Here is a 19,188-nt window from a genome sequence, read left to right on the forward strand (position 1 = left end):
TAGTCGCCAGAGCGACCATCGCCACTCACGGGGGTCAGCTGCAGCGCTCGATGATCAGCTCGCGGACCCGCTTGGCGTCCGCCTGGCCCTTCGTGGCCTTCATGACCGCGCCGACGATCGCGCCGGCGGCCTGGACCTTGCCGCTGCGGATCTTCTCGGCGACGTCCGGCTGGGAAGCCAGGGCCTCGTCGACCGCGGCGATGAGCGCGCCGTCGTCGGAGACGACCTTGAGGCCGCGGGACTCGACGACCGCGTCCGGCTCGCCCTCGCCGGCCAGCACACCGTCGACCACCTGGCGGGCCAGCTTGTTGTTCAGGTCGCCGGCCGCGACCAGCTCGATCACCCGGGCCACCTGGGCCGGGGTGATCGGGAGCTCGTCCAGCTCGACGGACCGCGTGTTCGCCTGCTGGGCGAGGTAGGCGACCCACCAGGAGCGGGCCTCGCCGGCGGGCGCGCCCGCGGCGACGGTGGCCTCGATGAGCTCGAGCGCACCCGCGTTGACCAGGTCGCGCAGCTCCTCGTCCGAGAGGCCCCAGGCTTCCTGGATCCGCGTGCGGCGCTCCCACGGCTTCTCGGGCAGGGTGCCGCGCAGCTCCTCGACCCACTCGGCCGGGGGCGCGATCGGGACCAGGTCGGGCTCCGGGAAGTACCGGTAGTCCTCCGAGGTCTCCTTGATCCGGCCCGCGCGGGTGGTGCCGGACTGCTCCTCGAAGTGCCGCGTCTCCTGCACGACCGAGCCGCCGGCGTCGAGCACGCCGGCCTGGCGCGACATCTCGTGCCGGACCGCCCGCTCCACCGAGCGCAGCGAGTTGACGTTCTTGGTCTCGGAGCGGGTGCCCAGCGCGCCGGAACCCTTGGGCGCCAACGACAGGTTGACGTCGCACCGCATGGAGCCCTGGTCCATCCGGACGTCGGAGACGTCGAGGGACTTGATCAGGTCGCGGAGCTGCGTGACGTACGCGCGCGCCACCTCGGGCGCCCGCCCGCCGGTGTCCGGGATCATCTTCGTGACGATCTCGATCAGCGGCACGCCGGCCCGGTTGTAGTCGAGCAGCGAGTAGTCCGCGCCGTGGATCCGGCCGGTGGCGCCGCCGACGTGCAGCGACTTGCCGGTGTCCTCCTCCATGTGCGCGCGCTCGATCTCCACGCGCACCGTCGACCCGTCGTCGAGCAGGACGTCCATGTACCCGTCGACGCAGATCGGCTCGTCGTACTGCGAGGTCTGGAAGTTCTTCGGCATGTCCGGGTAGAAGTAGTTCTTCCGGGCGAACCGGCCCCAGGGAGCGATCGAGCAGTTCAGCGCCAGGCCGATCCGGATGGCCGACTCCACCGCGGTGCGGTTGACGACCGGGAGCGAGCCGGGCAGACCGAGGCAGGTCGGGCAGACCTGCGTGTTCGGCTCGGCGCCGAAGGCCGTGGGGCAGCCGCAGAACATCTTGGTGTTCGTGGACAGCTCCACGTGCACCTCGAGCCCGAGGGTGGGATCGAAACGGGCGACGACGTCGTCGAAGTCGACGAGGACGGGGGCAGTCACTTCGCGACCTCCGGAGCGATGAGCGCGCCCTCGTCCGCGAGCCGCGAGGCCTCGAACGCGGCGCCGACGCGGTACATCACGGCCTCGCCCAGCGCGGGCGCCATGATCTGCAGGCCGACCGGCAGCCCGTCCTCCTCCGCGAGCCCGGACGGCACGGACATGCCCGCGACACCGGCCAGGTTGGTGGGGATGGTGGCCAGGTCGTTGAGGTACATGGCCAGCGGGTCGTCCACCTTCTCGCCGATGGGGAACGCCGTGGTGGGTGCCGTCGGCGAGACGAGGACGTCCGCCTGGGCGAACGCCGCGGCGAAGTCCCGGCTGATCAGCGTCCGGACCTTCTGGGCCTGGCCGTAGTAGGCGTCGTAGTAGCCCGACGACAGGGCGTAGGTGCCCAGGATGATCCGGCGCTTGACCTCGGGGCCGAAGCCGGCCTCGCGGGTGAGCGCCATGACCTCCTCGGCGGAGGCTCCCTCGTTCACGCGCAGGCCGTAGCGCATCGCGTCGAACCGGGCGAGGTTCGAGGAGACCTCCGACGGGAGGATCAGGTAGTACGCGGCCATGCCGTACTCGAAGTGCGGGCAGGAGACCTCGACGATCTCCGCGCCCAGCTTCTCGAGCCGCTGCAGCGCCGCGTCGAACGACGCGCGGACGCCGGGCTGGTAGCCCTCGCCGCCCAGCTCGCGGACCACGCCGACCCGGAGCCCGGAGAGATCCCCCTGCGCGCCCAGCCGCGCCGCCTCGACGACGGACGGCACGGGCGCGTCGATCGAGGTGGAGTCGAGCGGGTCGTACCCGCCGATGACCTCGTGCAGCAGCGCCGCGTCGAGCACGGTGCGGGCGCAGGGCCCGCCCTGGTCCAGCGACGACGCGCAGGCCACGAGCCCGTAGCGGGAGACCCCGCCGTACGTCGGCTTGACGCCCACGGTGCCGGTGACGGCCGCGGGCTGGCGGATCGAGCCGCCCGTGTCCGTGCCGATCGCGAGCGGCGCCTCGAACGCGGCCAGCGCGGCCGCGGAGCCGCCGCCGGAGCCGCCCGGGATCCGGGAGAGGTCCCACGGGTTGTGGGTGGGCCCGTACGCCGAGTGCTCCGTGGAGGAGCCCATGGCGAACTCGTCCATGTTGGTCTTGCCCAGGATCGTGATGCCCGCGCCGCGCAGCCGCGCCGTGACGGTGGCGTCGTACGGCGGGCGCCAGCCCTCGAGGATCCTCGATCCGCAGGTGGTGGGCATGTCGCTCGTGGTGAAGACGTCCTTGAGCGCGAGCGGCACCCCCGCCAGCGGCCCGAGCTCGGCGCCGGCGGCGATCTGCTCGTCGACAAGCGCGGCGTTGGCCAGCGCGGCCTCGGTGCCGACGTGCAGGAACGCGTGCACCGCGCCGTCGACCTCGGCGATCCGGTCGAGATGGGCCTGGGCGGCCTCGACCGCGGACACCTCGCGGCTCTTGATCTTCTCCGCCAGCTCGGCGGCGGTCAGCCTGATCAGATCGCTCACGCCTCCTCCCCCAGGATCCGCGGCACGCGGAAGCGGCCCTCCTCGGCGGCGGGCGCACCCGCCAGTGCCTGCTCCTGGGTCAGCCCGGGGCGCAGCTCGTCCGGCCGGAAGACGTTCTCCAGCGGGACCGCGTGCGAGGTCGGCGGGATGTCCTCGGCGGCCACCTCGCCCACGCGGGCGACGGAGCCGAGGATGACGTCGAGCTGGCCCGCGAAGGTGTCCAGCTCGTCGTCGGTCACGGCCAGCCGGGCCAACCGGGCGAGGTGCGCGACCTCGTCCCGGGAGATGGCCCCGGTTTCTGAAGGCAAGGTGTGACTCCGGGTTGTCGGGAAATGGGGTGTCGAGCCCGTGGTGGGGGTCCGAGGCGAGTCTATTCGCGCCCGCCGACAGTTTCCGCAGCCCCTGTCAAGCCCCCGGCCCGGCGCTGCGGAAGCCCCGGTCTGCCAGGATCATCTCCGTCGGCGCCCCCGCTAGTCGTGGGTGGGCGCCGATCGTCGTGCGAGAGAGGAGTTCGCGGGTGTCGTACCTGCTCCGGGTGGTCCTGCCGGACAAACCGGGCATCCTGGGCGCGGTCGCGACGGCGCTGGGCAGCGCGGGCGCGGACATCCTCGGCGTCGACGTCGTGGAGCGGGTCGACGGCCAGGCCGTCGACGACCTCTCCGTCGAGCTCCCCTCCGGCCGCCCGCCGGACGTCCTGATCACCGCCGCGGAGTCCGTCCCGGGGGTGCAGGTCGAGTCCGTGCGGCCCTACAGCGGCCGCCTCGACACCCATCGCGAGCTGCAGCTCGTCGACGAGATCGCCGGCGACCCCGGGCACGGCCTGGCCATGCTCGCCGAGGAGGTCCCCCGGCTGTTCCGGGCGGGCTGGGCGATCGTCGCGGTCCGCGAGGAGGGTCGCTCCTACCGGGTCGCGGAGAGCTCCGCGGCGCCGGAGACGCGCGCCGGGGACCTGCCGTGGCTGCCGCTGGACAAGGCGATGGTCGTCGATCCCGAGATCCACTGGGTGCCGGAGCCGTGGCGCGCGCTGGACACCGAGCTCGCCGCCGCGCCGTTCGGCGTGGCGCTGCCGCCCAAGGCCCTGGTCGTCGGACGGCCGGGCGGGCCGGGGTTCCGGCCGTCGGAGCTGGCGCGGCTGACCCACCTGGCCGGCATCGTGGCCACGGTGCTGGGAACATGAGCTGATGGAGCGGCCCTGGTCGCGGGTGCCCGCCGAGGCCGGCCGGGCCCTGCGTCCGTACCTGGTCGGGGCCACGGACGAGATCATCACCGCCGTCCGCGCCCAGGTCCCGGACTACCAGCGGCCGCTGCAGGGCAACTTCGGCACCCGGATCACCCGCGGGGTCACGTACGCGCTGAACCAGTTCGTCGGGCTCCTCGGCTCGGACACGGACCTGCCCGACACCCGGATCTACGCCGAGCTCGGGCGCGTGGAGCACCAGGAGGGCCGCACCCTCGCGGCGCTGCAGTCCGCGTACCAGATCGGCACGCGCACGGCCTGGCGTGCGATCGGCGAGAGCCCCGTGGCGGAGTCACTGCCCGCCGGGGTGATCTTCGAGCTGGCCGAGGCGCTGTTCTCCTACGTGGAGCAGCTGTCGGCGGCCTCGGTCGCGGGCTGGGCCGAGGAGGAGGCGGTGCGCGCGGGGTCCCTGCGGGCCCGCCGGCACGCGCTGGTCGACGCGCTGGCGGCCCAGTCCGATCCCGCCGAGATCGAGAAGCTCGCGACGGCGGCGGGCTGGATCGTGCCTGCCCGGCTCGCCGCGCTGGTCGTCGAGGACGCGGTGGAGGTCGCCTCCCGGATCCCGGGCTCGGTCGCGGCGGACGGGCCGCCGGCCGGCATCGCGTTCGTCCCCGCGGTGCGCGACGACGTCGAGGCCGTGGTCCGGGCCGCGGTACGGGACCGGCCCGCGGTGCTCGGCCCGGTGGTCGGGGTGGGCGAGGCCCAGCGCACCGCCGCACGGGCCCGGGCGGCCTGGTCCGCGCATGCGGCCGGGCACATCTCGCAGGAGGGCGATCCGCTCCTGCTGGCCGACGCGCGGCTCGTCGAGCTACTCCTCGCCGCCACCCCGGACCTGGCCTCGGACCTGCGGGAACGGGTCGTGGGGCCGCTGCGGGAGATGCCGTCCGGCGCGGCCGCGCGGGCGATCGAGACGCTGCGGGCCTGGCTGGACGAACACGGCGACGTCACGGCCACCGCCGCCGCCCTGCACGTCCATCCCCAGACCGTCCGCTACCGCCTGGCGGGCCTGCGCGAGGTGTACGGGGACGCCCTGGACCATCCCACTGGCCGCCTCGAGCTCCTCCTCGGCCTCCGCACGCCCCGCCCGTCGTAACCCGCGAGTCGGCACGCGGGCGGAGCCCGCCATCGGACGCGGGCCAGGAGGCCGAAACGCACGGTCACGACGACCTCGTGACCGTCACATTCGGCCTACCGAAAGTGCCGACTCGCGGGTTCTCGGTCGGTCAGGCGGCGATGCGGGCGGGGGTCTTGCGGACCCGGTCGCGCAGCCTGGCCACGGTGGCGCGGGGCGCGGTCGGGGCGCCGTAGCGCTCGTGCCCGCCCGGGAACGCCAGCCGGATGATCTTCTTCCAGACCTTCGCGTACTGCGTCGGCAGGGGGCCCGCGTTGTACGGCAGCCCGTAGCGCCGGCAGATGTCGCGCACCTTCGGCGCGATCTCGGCGTACCGGTTGCTGGGCAGGTCCGGGAAGAGGTGGTGCTCGATCTGGTGGCTCAGGTTGCCGGTCATGATGTGCATGGCCTTGCTGCCGGTCAGGTTGGCCGAGCCCAGCATCTGGCGGATGTACCACTCGCCCTGGGTCTCGCCCTCGAGCCGGTCCTCGTCGAACGTCTCGGTGCCGTCCGGGAAGTGGCCGCAGAAGATCACGGCGTGGCTCCACACGTTGCGCACGGTGTTCGCCGTGAGGTTCGCGACGAGCGTCGAGACCGCCGACGGGCCCGAGAGCAGCGGGAACAGCACGTAGTCCTTCGCGGCCTGCTTGCCGATCTTGCGCAGCGTCGTGGCGATCTGCGGCTTGGCCTCGGCCCAGGTCTTCTCGCCGCTGCGGATCTTGTCGGTCTCGACGTCGTACATCGCGATGCCGTACTCGAAGATCAGCGAGAGACCGAGGTTCGTGAGCGGCTGGATCAGGTCGGCGGGCTTCCACTCCTGCTCCGGGGTGATCCGCATGATCGTGTAGCCGAGATCGCGGTCCTTGCCCCGGACGTTGGTGAAGGTGTGGTGCTCGAAGTTGTGCGAGCGCTTCCAGAACTCGGCCGGGTCGACGTGGTCCCAGTCCCAGGTCGTCGAGTGGATCTTCGGATCGCGCATCCAGTCCCACTGCCCGTGGAGGATGTTGTGCCCGAGCTCCATGTTCTCGAGGATCTTGGCGACGGACAGCGCCGCCGTCCCCGCGATCCACGCCGGCGGGAACTTCGAGAAGAGCAGCAGGGCCCGGCCGCCGAACTCGAGGCCGCGCTGGGTGCGGATCACCGCGTGGATGTAGCGGGCGTCGCGCTCGCCGCGGGAGGCCTCGACCTCGGCCCGGATGGCGTCGAGCTCGGCGCCGAGGGCGTCGACCTGGGCCGGGGTCAGGTGGGCGGCGGCCGAGACGGGCGGGCCGGCGGCGGGCCTTGCGGGGGCACGACGGAGCATGGGGCGGTTCTCCAGATCTGATGCGGACGACGCCGGGGCGCCGCTCACAGAGCGAGGGTGATGTCGCCGGCGGGGGCGTTCACGCAGGTGCGGACGGGGCGGCCGGGCTGGTCGGCGGAGTCGATCAGCTCACCGGTCTGCAGGTCGCGGACGGCGCCGGCCTGCAGCTTCCCGACGCAGGTGTGGCAGATCCCCATGCGGCAGCCGCTGGGCATCAGCGCGCCGGCGGCCTCGGCGGCGGTCAGGACGGGAGTGTCGGGGGCGGCGTCGGCGACGATGCCGCTGGTGGCGAGGGTGATCCGGCCGCCGGTGCCGGCGGTGTGCGCGACCCGCTTGGGCGCGAACCGCTCGACCCGGACGTCCGGCCAGGCCTCGGTGACGGCGTCGAGCAGGCCGGCGGGGCCACAGGCCCAGGTGGTGCGGGCGGCGCGGTCCGGGACCAGCTCGTCGAGCAGCGCGGGGGTGAGCCGGCCGCGGGTCGCCGAGTGGTGCTCGACGTACTGCAGCCCGCGCATCGCGCGTAGCTCCGGGCCGAACACGACGTCGTCCGCCGTGCGATCGGAGTGCACCAGCACCACCCCGGCAGGGTCGAGCGTGCGGAGCATCCCCATGACCGGCGTGATCCCGCTGCCCGCCGTGACGAACAGCAGCTTCTCGGGGGTCGGCTCCGGGAGGACGAACTCGCCGGCGGCCGGGGCGATCCGCAGGACCGTCCCGGCGGGCGTGCCGTGCGCGAGCCGTTCGGACACGAGGCCGCCGGGCACCGCGGTGACGGCGACCGCCAGCAGCGGGTCCCCCGGGCGCGAGGTGAGCGAGTAGGTCCGCCAGTGCAGCACGCCGTCGACCCGCAGCCCCAGTCCGACGTACTGCCCGGCCCGGTGCTCCGCGAACGGGGTGCCGGGGCGCAGGTACAGGGTCGTGGTGTCGGCCGTCTCGCGGACCGTGCGGACCACGCGGGCCTGCGGCGTGCGCCGCGACCACATCGGGTTGACGGTGCCGAGGATGTCGTCGGGGAACAGCGGGGTGGTCAGAGCACGCGCCAGCCCACCCATTCGGTGGCGGAATCCGGTTGCGTTGCTCATGGCATCAACGCTAAGGAGCGGAACGGGCTCCGGGCCACGGCCTCGACCACGGGTCGCGGCGGCTTTCTGTTGCGCGACCAACAGCCTCGGACCTCGGGAACCCTGGCCCGCCGCCGATCGTTGGGGGCCGCACACGTCGCCTTCCGGCGCCCGGGCGTTCGTCCGTGTGGCACGAGCGATCCGGCGGGCGGCGAGGTGAGCGACCAGACGATTCGTGGCCGCACCAACACGGTGCGTGACGGGCTGGCGGCCCGGCCCGCCGGACGTCAGACGCGGATGGCGAGAGCCGCGCGGACCAGGTCGTCGTTGCCCGTGGCGAGCCAGCCGTCCGGGCGGACCAGGACGTCCTCGAAGCCGATCCGGGTGTCGACGCCCATCCGCACCGCGTACTCGAGGACCGGCCAGGCGCCGTCCTCCTCGCCGTGGAGCAGCACCGGCACCGGGAGCTGGCCCAGCGCCCGCACGATCCGGACCGCCTCGGCGACCGCGGTCTCCGGGTCCGACACGACCGTGGACTCGGCGAGGACCCGCACCGTCATCGGCGGGACGCCGCTCTGCCGCAGGGTCACCGCGTCCCCGCTGGTCCACACCCCGAGCTCCACGCCGATCCCGACCGACGCCGCGGCCTTGCAGACCTCGACCCAGCCCTTCTCGTGCACGTTGACCGAGCAGACGTCCGGCTTGCCGATGCCGAGCTGGCCCCAGTTCAGCACCGCCTCGATGCGCTTGTTGGGGTCCGGCTGGATCCAGCGGCCGGTGGTCACGCCGATCTCGATACCCGGCGCCTCCTGGCGGATCAGCGCGACGACGTCCCCGACGTGCACCGGGTCGATCGTCTCGTGGCCCTGCCCGTCCCGCGGGTGCACGTGGACGGAGCGGACGCCGAGCCGGGCGACGGAGCGGGCGTCCCGGGCGAGGTGCCGGGCGAGCACGGGCAGCGCCGGGTGCGCGTCCTCCGGACGCGAACCGTTCAGAACCGCCTGCAGCACCCGTGCCTCCTCACTGTCAGTGTCCGTCCTCCGCGCCCGCCCGGTTCGCCGGCGTGACGACCGGCACACCGGGAGCGGGGAGCAGAAGCGCAGAGCCTAGTGGTGCACCGGCACCCCACCGCGCGACCGACGCGGCCGCCGCCACCAAGAGCTGATCATCGTCACTTTTCCGGGGCGTTCACGGCGTGTCGTGTGGCCTCCTCCGGGCCGTCCGCGAGCAGCACGCGGAAGCCCTCCTCGTCGAGCACCGGGACGCCCAGCTCGATCGCCTTGTCGTACTTGGACCCGGGCGCCTCCCCGGACACGAGGAACGCCGTCTTCTTCGACACCGAACCGGCGGCGCGGCCGCCGCGGGCCAGGATCGCCTCCTTGGCCTCGTCCCGGGACCAGTTCTCCATGGACCCGGTGATGACGACGGACAGTCCCTCGAGGGTGCGGGGCACCGACTCGTCGGCCTCGTCGACCATCCGCACGCCCGCGGCCCGCCACTTGTCGACGACCTCGCGGTGCCAGTCCACGGTGAACCAGTCCCGCACCGCGGCGGCGATGGTGGGCCCCACGCCCTCCACCCCGGCGATCGGGGCGAGCGCCGCCGCGACCGCCTTGGCCTTCTCCCGGGCGGCGGCCCTGGCGGCCTTCTCGGCCTGGGCGACCGCGGCCTCCGCGGCATCGTCTGCGTCATCGCCTGCGTCATCGTCGGCGTCATCGTCGGCCTCGGCGGTCGCGTCGTCGGCATCGTCCGCGACCCCGCCGGCGGCAGCGGCCCCGCCGGCACCGGTTTCGGTGGCACCGGCTTCGGTGGCCGCGGCCTCCGCCGCGTCGACATCGCCCTCGGCCGCGGCGGCCTCCACCGTCGCGGAGGCGCCGCTCCCCGGCTCCTCGTCCGCCGATCCGTCGCCGGTGATCTCCACCCCGGCCCGCTCGGTCTCGACCCGGGCGGTCTCGGCGGCCGCCTCGATCGCCTCCATCGAGCGGAACTCCCGACCCAGCGCCTGGGCCGCGGTGGGCCCGACGTGCCGGATGGACAGCCCGACCAGCACCCGCCACAGGGGCCGGTCCTTCGCCGAGTCCAGGTTCGCCAGCAGCTTGCCGCCGTTGGCCGTGAGCACGCCCGCCTTGGTGCGGAACAGCTCCGTGCGGAGCAGGTCCTCCTCGGTGAGGGAGAAGACGTCCCCCTCGTCCTGCACCACCCCGGACGTCAGCAGCGCCACGGCCGCCTCGTAGCCCAGACCCTCGATGTCGAAGGCGCCGCGCCCGGCCACGTGGAACAGCCGCTCCCGCAGCTGCGCGGGACAGGAACGCGCGTTCGGGCAGCGCTGGTCGACGTCGCCCGCCTTCTGCCGCACCAGCTCCGTGCCGCACTCGGGGCAGTGGGTGGGCATCACGAACTCGCGCTCGGCACCGGTCCGCACGTCCGTGACCGGGCCGAGGACCTCGGGGATCACGTCCCCCGCCTTGCGGATGACCACCCGGTCCCCGATCAGCACGCCCTTGCGGCGCACCTCGTCGGCATTGTGGAGGGTGGCCATGGACACCGTGGAGCCCGCGACGAGCACCGGCTCCATCACCGCGAACGGGGTGACCCGGCCGGTGCGCCCGACGTTGACCTGGATGTCCTTCAGCGTGGTGAAGGCCTCCTCCGGCGGGTACTTGTAGGCGATAGCCCACCGCGGCGCCCGCGAGGTGGTGCCGAGCCGGCGCTGCAGCGCCACCTCGTCCACCTTGACCACCACACCGTCGATCTCGTGCTCGATGTCGTGGCGGTGCTCGCCCCAGTACGCGACGTGCGCCACCACGTCGTCGATCGCGGTGAACACCGTCGTGCGGGTGGAGACGGGCAGGCCCCAGGCCTGCAGCGCCTCGTACGCGTGGGACTGGGTGACCGGCGTGAAGCCGGCCCGCTTGCCCAGCCCGTGACAGATCAGCCGCAGGTTGCGCGACGCCGTGACCCGCGGGTCCTTCTGCCGCAGCGAGCCCGCCGCGGTGTTGCGCGGGTTCGCGAAGGGCGGCTTCCCGGCCTCGACCAGCGACGCGTTGAGCCGTGCGAAGTCCTCCAGCCGGAAGTAGACCTCGCCGCGCACCTCGACCAGCTCCGGCACCGGGAAGTCCTTGGTGCCGGTCAGCTTCTCGGGCACCTCTTCCAGGGTGCGCATGTTGAGCGTGATGTCCTCGCCGGTGCGCCCGTCTCCGCGGGTGAGCGCCCGGGTGAGCGCCCCGTTCTCGTAGAGGAGGTTCACCGCGAGGCCGTCGATCTTGAGCTCGCACAGGTAGTGGGGGCTCCCCACGTCCCTCACGACCCGGTCCGCCCAGGCCCGCAGGTCCTCCTCGCTGAACGCGTTGTCCAGGGAGAGCATGCGTTCGAGATGGTCGTGCGCCGTGAAGTCCGTGGAGAACTGGCCGCCGACCTTCTGGGTGGGCGAGTCCGGCGTGCGGAGCTCCGGGAACTCGTCCTCGAGCGCGTTCAGCTCGCGCCAGAGCGCGTCGAACTGGCCGTCCGACACGACGGGCGCATCGAGCACGTAGTAGCGGAACTGGTGGTCCGCGACCTCGGTGGCCAGCGCGGCGTGCCGCTCCCGCGCGGTGTCGAAGTCTGCGGGGTCGGGAACGGTGCTGGTGGGAGGGCTGTCCGGGCTCACGGGTGCAGGTTAGTGGGCGCCACCGACAGTTTCCGCCAGGCGCTCCACCTGATCGGGGTCCGTCGACCAGCAGTAGAGGACGACCTCGTCCGCACCCAGGTCCTCGAAGGCCCGGATCCCGGAACGCAGGGCGGGGGCCTCGGTGACCAGCCCCGCGACCATCCGTTCCGGGGTGCCGGTGAAGGCGTAGTAGGCGCCCAACGACTCCCGGGCGGCCGGGGCGTCGGCGCCGAGGGCCACGTTCAGCTGCCCGACGATCCGGGGCCGGCCCTCGCGGCCCGCCTCGGCCCACTGCCGGCGCAGGGTGCCGATCAGCCCGCCGGCCCAGGAGGGCGCGGCGGCGCAGATCAGCCCGTCCCCGGCCCGGGCGATCCGGGCCAGGGCCTTCTCGTGGAAGGCACCGAAGAGGATCTCCGGCCCTCCGGGCGTCGCCGGCTCCGGCCCGATCCGCGCCCCGGCCGGGCCCTCGTCACCGACCGGGCCGCCGAACTGCGCGCGCAGCCGGTCGATCTGCCCGTCCAACCGCGCGCCCAGCCCGCGCGCGGGGATCCCCGCGGCGGCCAGGTCGTCCGCCCGCCCGCCGAGCCCCAGGCCGAGGGTGAACCGCCCGCCGGACAGCCGGTCGAGTGTGGCGGCCTGCGCCCCGAGCAGTGCCGTGGAGCGCAGCGGGGCGAGCAGCACCTCCGTCTGCAGCCGGATCCGCGTGGTCGCCCCGGCCAGCACACCCAGGGTGACCAGCGGTTCCGGGTTGTGCCAGACCAGGCGGTCGAGCAGGGCGAGGGTGCGGAAGGGGCCGGCGTCGGCGCGCCGGGCCCAGTCGAGCAGGACGTCCGGGTCGTCGACGGGCAGGCCGAGTCCGATGTGCATTGGAAACCTCCGGGTGGGCAGCGGAACCGAACCGCCCGCTCCTCACCAGCGACAGGTGGGTGGTCCCGCTGCTGCGGCATCCTTCTCGGGGACCACGACCCGGAGTGGGGCCGAGACTACGTGTCCGCGAGCCCCGCGAGAAGCCGTTTCAGGATCACGTCGAGCCGCGCGCGGTCCGCGGCCGACAACACGGACAGCAGCTCCCGCTCGTTGGCCACGTGCTCCCCCACCACCCCGTCGACCATCTCCAGCCCGGCCGGCGTCAGCGTGACCAGCATGCTGCGCCGGTTCTCCGGGTCCAGCCGCCGGTCGACCCGCCCGGCCGCCTCCAGCTTGTCCAGCCGGTTCGTCATCGCCGCCGGCGAGAGCATCAGCTGGCGGGCCAGGGCGGTCGGCGTGAGCGTGAACGGCTCCCCGCTGCGGCGCAGCGCGGCGAGCACGTCGAACTCCCCCGTCGCGAGCCCGTGCCGCACGAACACCCGTCCGACCAGCGGTTCCGCGACCTGCGCCAGCCGCCCGAGCCGGCCGAACAGCGCCATGGCCGCCAGCTCCTCGTCGCCCAGGTCCGGCCGTTCGGCCCGCCACTGCCCGACGATCCCGTCGATCGCGTCGTCCACGCCCGTCACCCTACTTGACGACGAATATTTCGATATCGTACTTTTCGACGCATGAACTCCGCCGACATCGCCCTCCGGCTCTACACCGCGGTCGCCGCCCGGGACACCGCCGCGGCCGCCGACCTGATCGCCGAGGACGTGGTGCTCCACGATCCCGGCTCCCACGACCACGGCGGCGACCATCGCGGCCGTGCCACCGTCCTCGCCCTGCTGGGCGGACGACCGGGGTGGTGCGCACCGAGGTCCTCGACGTCCTCGGCGGGCGCGACCACGCCGCCGTCTACTGCCGCGTGCAGGCCCCCGGCTTCGACAACTTCTCCGTCCACCTGCTGCGGATCGTCGACGGCCGGGTCGCCGAGGCCTGGTTCCACAACCGCGACCAGGCCCACGTCGACGCGTTCTGGGCCGCGGCATGATCGAGTTCGAGGCCACCGCAGAGGTGCCCGTGCCGGCGGAACGCGCGTGGGCCGTCGTCGCCGACTACGCCCGGGACGCCGAGTGGCGGGCCCAGGTCGTCAGCATGCAGCCGAGCCCACCGGGCCTCGCACACCCCGGCCAGCGGACCGCCGAGGTGATGCGGTTCGCGGGCCGCACCCTGCGCAACGACGGCGAGGTCGTGACCGGCGACGGCACGAGGTTCACCTGGCGCACCACGACAGGTGTCGACGCCGAGGGCGCCCGCGAGGTCCGCCCGCTCGCCCCCGACCGCTGCCGCATCACCCTGCACACCCGCGTCCGCCCGACCGGCGCGGAGCGCTACTACGCCCCGCTCGCCCGGTTCGTCCTGGAGCGGGGCCTGCGCAAGGACCTGCGCCGGCTCGTGGAGCTGCTGTAGGGAGCGTCTGACGGACCACCGCCGGCCCGCGACGCCCCAGGCGGACGCCCCGCGGCGTTGGCGACAGGCCCGAATACGCCCGGTATGAGGGCCCGTCGCCGCCTTGCGGCGCATCCACTTGGAACGCCGCGGACTCGACGGCGATCCGTCAGACACTCCCTAGGGGCCGGTCCCGGAACGCGTCGTGGAGCGCCGACCGCTACGGGACCGGCACCGCCCCGACCCGGCCGGCCACCTGCGCACATGCGCTCATCGCGAACCCGGCGAGCACGAACACCGCGCCGAGGGCGAGCCAGCCGAGGGTGCCGCCGCCGAGCACCAGACCCGTCAGCAGCAGGGGGCCTGCCGCGCGGGCCACCGAGCTGCCCATCGCGAAGAACCCCTGGTGGGCACCCTGCGCATCGGCCGGGGCGAGGTCGAACGAGAGCTGCCAGCCGCCCGCGGAGAGCAGCACCTCGCCCGCGACCTGGAGCACCGCGGCACCGAGCAGGACCGCGGTGGCGACCCACGGACCGGCGCCCAGCGCGGAGGCCGCGAAGGCGACGCAGGAGGCCAGCAACAGCACCCCGGCGCGGCGGACCGCCCGGCCCGCGGTGCGGACGTCGCGCACGGTGCGGCCGGCCCGGACCTGCGTGAGCACCACCCCGGCCGTGTTGACGACGAACAGCACGGCCACGACCCACGCGGGCGCGGCGGTGCGGGAGGCGATCCACAGCGGCGCGACGACGCTCAGCATCGGCATGTAGAGCAGCATCAGGCTGTTGAGCAGGGAGATCGCGGCGTAGCGGGGGTGGATGCGGGTGGCGGCGGGGGCGGCGGTCCCGACGTCGGCACCCGCGGTGTCGGTACTCGGGGCTCCGGTGCCCGGGGCTCCGGTGCTCGGGGCTCCGGTGCTCGGGGCTCCGGTGCTCGCCGGGCCGGTCCTCGCGGGGTCGGGGATTCGGTGGGCGCCGTCGAGGCGCTCGTGGCGCGGGGACCCGGCCGGCAGGCCGCGGAGCAGCACGGCCGCGGCGAGGAAGCCCAGCGCGTCGAGCGCGAAGACCGCCTCGAAGGCGAGCGGGGCGTCGGCCAGCAGCGCGAGGCCGCCGATCGCGGCGCCGATCCCGATGCCCGCGTTGGCCGTCGCCTGGATCCGGGCCCGCGCGGCGGTCCGCTCCGCCGGCGCGACGACCAGCGCCAGCAACGCCTGGCGCGCGGCACCCGAGCCGGTCTGCGCCGCCGCGTAGGCGACGCAGGCCAGCGTGAAGGCCACCGGCCCGTCGACCACGAGGAACACGGCGATCGCCGCGGCCGTCACCACGCCCGTGCCGATCGCGACCGGGCGCGGGCCGAGCCGGTCCGCGAGCCGCCCGACCGGGACGCCGGCGAGCAGGCCGACGGCCCAGCCGACCGTCAGGCCGGTGCCGATCTGCAGCGCGGAGAGCCCCACGACGTGGGCGAAGAACAGGGCGGAGGAGACGTAGAAGGCACCGTCGCCGATCGAGTTGACCAGCTGGGCCGTGGCCAGGGTCCGTGTCGGAGTGCGCATGGGACGACGGTAGGGCGACAATCGGTCCACTCGAAGAGCCGATTCCGCGCGATCTGATTGGACCAATCCCGATGGACTGGCAGCTCGTCGCAGGACCCCGCGGGGACCGGGCCACGGCCCTCTACCAGCAGATCCGTGCCGCGGTGCTCGACGCCAGGCTCCGCCCGGGCGATCGCCTGCCCGCCACCCGGGAGCTCGCGGGGATCGTCGCGGTGTCCCGCGGCACCGTCACCGCGGCGTACGAACGCCTGACCGCCGAGGGCTTCCTCGTCGGGAAGGTGGGCGCCGGGACGTTCGTGGCGCGCGGGGTCCGGCCGGAGCGGAGGCGGAGGGCGCCGGGCGGGGCGGTGCGGCCACGGACGGGATTCCCGGCGACCGCTCCCGCCACGGTCGTCCCTCCCGCGGTCCGCGTCGACCTCTCCGTCGGCATGCCCGATCCGTCGCTGTTCCCCCTCGCGACCTGGCGCCGGCTCGTCTCCGCCGAGCTGCGGCCGGGGCGGATCGGCGCCGTCGCCTACTCCGAGCCCGGCGGGCAGCCGGCCCTGCGCGCCGCGATCGCCCGGCACCTCGGCCTCGCGCGCGGGCTGCGCGCCGGGGCGGACGACGTCGTCGTCACCTCGGGTGCGCAGCAGGCGTTCGACCTCGTGGGGCGGGTCCTGATCGAACCCGGCGACGTCGTGGCCGTCGAGGAACCGGGGTATCCCCCGGTGCGGCAGCTGTGGGAGTCGTCGGGCGCCACCGTCGTCGGGGTCCCGGTCGACGAGGACGGCCTGCAGGTCGACGCCCTGCCTGCGCGGGCGCGGCTCGTCCACGTCACGCCCTCGCACCAGTTCCCGCTCGGCCCCGTGCTCGCGCCCGCGCGGCGGGTGGCCCTGCTGGAGTGGGCCGAGCGGCGGGGCGCGGTGATCGTGGAGGACGACTACGACAGCGAGTACCGCTACGCCGACCGCCCGCTCGAGCCGCTGCAGGCGCGCGATCCGCACGGCCGCGTCGTCTACGTCGGGACGTTCTCGAAGACCCTGCTGCCCATGCTGCGCCTCGGCTTCCTGGTCGCCCCGGCCTCGCTGCGCCCCGCGCTGCTGACCGCCCGCCGGCTCGCCGACTGGCACGGCGATCCCGTCGCCGAGTCCGCGCTGGCCCGGTTCATCGACGAGGGTCTGCTCGCCCGGCACGTCCGCCGGACCGCGAAGGAGTACGCGGCCCGCCGCACCGCCCTACTCGACGCCCTCCCGGAGGGCTGGGTGCCGTGGCCCTCCGCCGCCGGCCTGCACATCGCCGTCCGGGTCCCGGACGCCGCGGCGGTCGCCGATCGTGCTGCGGCACAGGGCATCCGCCTCGAGACCCTGGACCGCTACTGCGCCGGCCCACCCCTCGACGGCCTCGCCCTCGGCATCGGCCTCGCCCGAGCCGACGTGATCACCGAAACCCTCACCCGTGAGTGGCGATAGTCGCCAGGGCGACCATCGCCACTCACGAGACGGGGCCCCAGCCGGCAGCCCCGCCGCTCGGCGAGTTCCCGCAGCCGTCGGGGCGAAGATCATCGACTCGGTGCCCTCAGGCATCCCCGACCAGCCCCACGACACACAGACGCCGATCACCAGCCTCGCCACCGACCGACGGCCCGGAGGCGCGGTCGCCGCGGACCCGGAGCACGCGCCGGATCGCCGCCGACCCGGCAGCCCGATCGGACAGTGCGACCCCGGTCCCACCACCCGTCATGATCGTCGAGGTGGTGCTCGGAGGGCTGCGGCCCACGCTTCACCGCACCAGATCGGCGATCACGAGGCTCCCGGCGAGGTGGACCGGGAGCCACAGCAGTCGGTCCGGCTCGTCCTGACGTCGGCCGACGGACCGCTAGGACCGAACCTCGGGGCCGTCCGCCGGCGGGATCTCGTCCGGGTCGAGGAAGGCGGCGCCGAGGTCCCGGCAGAGCTCCATCGCCCGGCGGGCCCACTCCGGCGTGCTGCGGGCCAGGCCCGCGGCCGGGGTGGGCACGGCGAGGGTGGCGAGCTTCGCGCGGTCGAAGCCGAGCCGGTCCGCGAGGTCGAATCCCTTGCGCGCCAACGCCGGCGTCTCCAGGGGCGCGCCCGGGTCCCGGACGGGGACCAGCCCGAGGAGCAGTGGCACGCCGGCGTCCCACACCTCGCCGACGGCGTCGAGCGCCGCCGGGACCGCGGTGTCCCCGGAGATCGACGGGCGGGTGGCGTCGATCGCGAGCGCGGCGGCACCCACGTCGCGCACGACCGACAGCGGCGGGCGGTCCCCCGGCAGGCGGATGATCACCGGCACGCCGAGCGCGGAGATCATGTCCCGCAGGGCGTCCTGGACGTCCGGCTCGGCCACGGAACGGACCGTCCCGTAGCCGGAGGCGGTGGGCAGCGAGCCGGCGATCACGGCGGACAGCCGCGGCTCGTCGAGCTGCACGGCGACCTTCGCGCCCGTGCGGGCGGTGATCTCGGCGATGTGGGTGCGCAGGCCCTCGGTGAGGCTCGACGCGAACTCGCGGACGGCACCCCGGTCGGTGAGCACCCGGTGCCCGGCGGCCAGCTCGACCGCCGATGCCAGTGACCACGGCCCGACGACCTGCACCTTCACCCAGGCCGGGCGCGTGCGGTCGCAGGCCTCGTCCAGGGCGTCGAGATCCGCGCGGAGCAGGTCGACGGCCCTGCGATGGTCCCGGCCCGGACGCGCGGTGACCCGCCAGCCGGACGGCACGACCTCCACCGCGAGATCCACGAGCATTCCCGCGGTGCGCCCCACCGGATCCGCCCCGACGCCCCGGGCCGGCAGCTCGGGCAGGTACGGCAGCAGGGGCAGCTCGCCCGCGACCAGCTCGGCGGCCTCCCGCGGATCCGTGCCGGGCAGCGACCCGACGCCGGTCGCGGCGCCCGCCGGCCACAGCTCGAGCGGGGTGTCGTCCTCCGGTTCGGGCGCGGCGGTGACCTCGAACCGGGGCGCGGGCGGCGGGGGCGCCTCCCCCGGCCTGACGTCGGCGAGCCCGGCCGCGGCGAGGGCGGCGGCCAACGGGTCGTCGGCGGGCTCCTCCGGCTCCCCCGCCAGTCCGGCGGCGGCGAGAAGACGGGCCAGCGGATCGTCGGGAGCGCTCACGCGCCGAGTCTCACACCCACCCCACCCCACCTCCCCCGCGGGTCACCCACCCGCGAGTCGGCCCGCGGGGGAGCCCGCCATCGAGCGGATCCGGGAGGCCGAAACACACATCTGCGATGTCGTGGTGGGCCGTGCGCGGGTCCGCTCTCCGGTCGGCCGACACCTTCCCGGCTCACCGGCATCCGTCGCGCGAGCCGGCAGCACGGGAGCACCGGTCAGCCTCGCGCCGCCCGCACCACTCGCGCGATCCCCCACCCCGCCAGCCCGGCCACCAGGCCGAAGCCCAGGTGCGAGAGCGCGACCGGCCCCAGCCCCGGCAGGCTCCCCGACAACCCGACGCCCACCCGCGCGCTGCGCGCGATCGGGACGACGAGCGCCACCAGGTGGATCGGGGCCGCGAGCAGTGCGAGGAGGACGGGACGGCGGCGGATCACGCCCGCACCCAGGGCGAGGTCGAGGAGCAGTGCCGCGAGCACGTACGGCACTGCTCCGAGCGGTCCGCCGTTCCCGATCCCGACGACGGCCACGGTGCCGGCGGCCAGCAGCCCGGCCGCGGTCGCGGGACCCGGCCGGCGGGCGATCAACGCCGTCGCGACGAGGGCCGTGAGCCACAGCAGGCCGCGATGCCCGGGGAGCTGCAGCGGGACGCGGACGTCCGCCGCCACCACCACGACCGCCGCCGCGGCGACCGCCAGCAGCGCCGACGGAGCCACGGTGCGCAGCCGGGTACCGATCGAGATCGTCACGGGACCTCCGTCCACCCGATCCGGGAAACAGGACCGAATCCGATGCTACTGTCCGCGATCGCGGACCACACCCCCTTCGTGCTCCGCACCTTCGGACTCTCAGGA

17 protein-coding genes and 1 pseudogene are annotated in these 19,188 nt (G+C 74.4%); 6 read left to right on the forward strand and 12 right to left on the reverse strand.

What is annotated here, in order from left to right; all coding sequences use genetic code 11:
• Positions 1–34: 34 nt before the first annotated feature.
• The 3 genes from gatB to gatC are packed head-to-tail and all read right to left on the reverse strand — an operon-like array spanning position 35 to position 3,332.
• On the reverse strand, positions 35–1,534 hold the full coding sequence (gene gatB / locus ABD324_RS23470) for an Asp-tRNA(Asn)/Glu-tRNA(Gln) amidotransferase subunit GatB (RefSeq protein ID WP_344420956.1): 1,500 nt from the start codon (positions 1,532–1,534) through the stop codon (positions 35–37).
• A complete protein-coding gene (gatA, locus tag ABD324_RS23475) occupies positions 1,531–3,024 on the reverse strand; it encodes an Asp-tRNA(Asn)/Glu-tRNA(Gln) amidotransferase subunit GatA (RefSeq protein WP_344420959.1) in 1,494 nt (497 codons plus the stop codon). The genes gatB and gatA overlap by 4 nt, the downstream gene beginning before the upstream one ends.
• A complete protein-coding gene (gatC, locus tag ABD324_RS23480) occupies positions 3,021–3,332 on the reverse strand; it encodes an Asp-tRNA(Asn)/Glu-tRNA(Gln) amidotransferase subunit GatC (RefSeq protein WP_344420962.1) in 312 nt (103 codons plus the stop codon). The genes gatA and gatC overlap by 4 nt, the downstream gene beginning before the upstream one ends.
• Positions 3,333–3,541: 209 nt before the next feature.
• On the opposite strand from gatC, the gene ABD324_RS23485 reads away from it, so the two are divergent.
• Positions 3,542–4,201: an ACT domain-containing protein gene (locus tag ABD324_RS23485; RefSeq protein ID WP_344420966.1), complete on the forward strand. Its 660-nt coding sequence runs from the start codon at positions 3,542–3,544 to the stop codon at positions 4,199–4,201.
• A gap of 4 nt (positions 4,202–4,205) precedes the next feature.
• On the forward strand, positions 4,206–5,354 hold the full coding sequence (locus ABD324_RS23490; protein WP_344420969.1) for a helix-turn-helix domain-containing protein: 1,149 nt from the start codon (positions 4,206–4,208) through the stop codon (positions 5,352–5,354).
• Between the two features lie 130 nt (positions 5,355–5,484).
• Here ABD324_RS23490 and ABD324_RS23495 read toward each other — a convergent pair whose 3' ends face one another.
• The 6 genes from ABD324_RS23495 to ABD324_RS23520 all read right to left on the reverse strand — a co-directional run bounded on the left by ABD324_RS23495 (position 5,485) and on the right by ABD324_RS23520 (position 12,866).
• Complete coding sequence (locus ABD324_RS23495) at positions 5,485–6,675, reverse strand: fatty acid desaturase family protein (protein WP_344420972.1); 1,191 nt, start codon at positions 6,673–6,675, stop codon at positions 5,485–5,487.
• Positions 6,676–6,719: 44 nt separating this feature from the next.
• Positions 6,720–7,757: a ferredoxin reductase gene (locus tag ABD324_RS23500; RefSeq protein ID WP_344420975.1), complete on the reverse strand. Its 1,038-nt coding sequence runs from the start codon at positions 7,755–7,757 to the stop codon at positions 6,720–6,722.
• Positions 7,758–8,023: 266 nt separating this feature from the next.
• A complete protein-coding gene (locus ABD324_RS23505; protein ID WP_344420978.1) occupies positions 8,024–8,746 on the reverse strand; it encodes a 3-keto-5-aminohexanoate cleavage protein in 723 nt (240 codons plus the stop codon).
• 161 nt (positions 8,747–8,907) lie between these two features.
• Positions 8,908–11,382, reverse strand: coding sequence for an NAD-dependent DNA ligase LigA (gene ligA, locus ABD324_RS23510; protein ID WP_344420981.1), 2,475 nt, complete (start codon positions 11,380–11,382; stop codon positions 8,908–8,910).
• 9 nt (positions 11,383–11,391) lie between these two features.
• Complete coding sequence (locus tag ABD324_RS23515; protein ID WP_344420984.1) at positions 11,392–12,249, reverse strand: LLM class flavin-dependent oxidoreductase; 858 nt, start codon at positions 12,247–12,249, stop codon at positions 11,392–11,394.
• A 116-nt stretch (positions 12,250–12,365) separates the two neighbouring features.
• Positions 12,366–12,866 carry a MarR family winged helix-turn-helix transcriptional regulator gene (locus tag ABD324_RS23520; protein WP_344420987.1) on the reverse strand — a complete coding sequence of 167 codons (501 nt, stop codon included), beginning with the start codon at positions 12,864–12,866 and terminating at the stop codon, positions 12,366–12,368.
• A 51-nt stretch (positions 12,867–12,917) separates the two neighbouring features.
• Here ABD324_RS23520 and ABD324_RS37385 point away from each other — a divergent pair.
• From ABD324_RS37385 to ABD324_RS23530, 3 genes and pseudogenes are all read left to right on the forward strand, one after another.
• Positions 12,918–13,070: pseudogene (locus ABD324_RS37385) on the forward strand (nuclear transport factor 2 family protein); the annotation flags it as partial.
• Between the two features lie 23 nt (positions 13,071–13,093).
• Positions 13,094–13,282 (forward strand): hypothetical protein, encoded by a 189-nt coding sequence (locus ABD324_RS23525; protein ID WP_344420990.1) that lies wholly within the window; start codon positions 13,094–13,096, stop codon positions 13,280–13,282.
• Entirely contained in the window at positions 13,279–13,701 is a 423-nt protein-coding gene (locus tag ABD324_RS23530) for an SRPBCC family protein (RefSeq protein ID WP_344420993.1), read from the forward strand. The genes ABD324_RS23525 and ABD324_RS23530 overlap by 4 nt, the downstream gene beginning before the upstream one ends.
• 199 nt (positions 13,702–13,900) lie before the next feature.
• Here ABD324_RS23530 and ABD324_RS23535 read toward each other — a convergent pair whose 3' ends face one another.
• Positions 13,901–15,229 carry an MFS transporter gene (locus ABD324_RS23535; RefSeq protein WP_344420995.1) on the reverse strand — a complete coding sequence of 443 codons (1,329 nt, stop codon included), beginning with the start codon at positions 15,227–15,229 and terminating at the stop codon, positions 13,901–13,903.
• Positions 15,230–15,300: 71 nt separating this feature from the next.
• Here ABD324_RS23535 and pdxR point away from each other — a divergent pair, with 71 nt between their 5' ends.
• Positions 15,301–16,677: a MocR-like pyridoxine biosynthesis transcription factor PdxR gene (gene pdxR / locus ABD324_RS23540; RefSeq protein WP_344420997.1), complete on the forward strand. Its 1,377-nt coding sequence runs from the start codon at positions 15,301–15,303 to the stop codon at positions 16,675–16,677.
• A 406-nt stretch (positions 16,678–17,083) separates the two neighbouring features.
• On the opposite strand, the gene ABD324_RS23545 is transcribed toward pdxR, so the two are convergent.
• Complete coding sequence (locus tag ABD324_RS23545) at positions 17,084–18,337, reverse strand: uroporphyrinogen decarboxylase/cobalamine-independent methonine synthase family protein (protein ID WP_344421000.1); 1,254 nt, start codon at positions 18,335–18,337, stop codon at positions 17,084–17,086.
• Between the two features lie 215 nt (positions 18,338–18,552).
• Positions 18,553–19,083, reverse strand: a complete 531-nt coding sequence (locus ABD324_RS23550) for a hypothetical protein (protein WP_344421003.1) — start codon at positions 19,081–19,083, stop codon at positions 18,553–18,555.
• Positions 19,084–19,188 lie beyond the last annotated feature (105 nt).

The sequence above is a fragment of the Pseudonocardia ailaonensis genome, assembly GCF_039531635.1.
Lineage (GTDB): Bacteria > Actinomycetota > Actinomycetes > Mycobacteriales > Pseudonocardiaceae > Pseudonocardia > Pseudonocardia ailaonensis.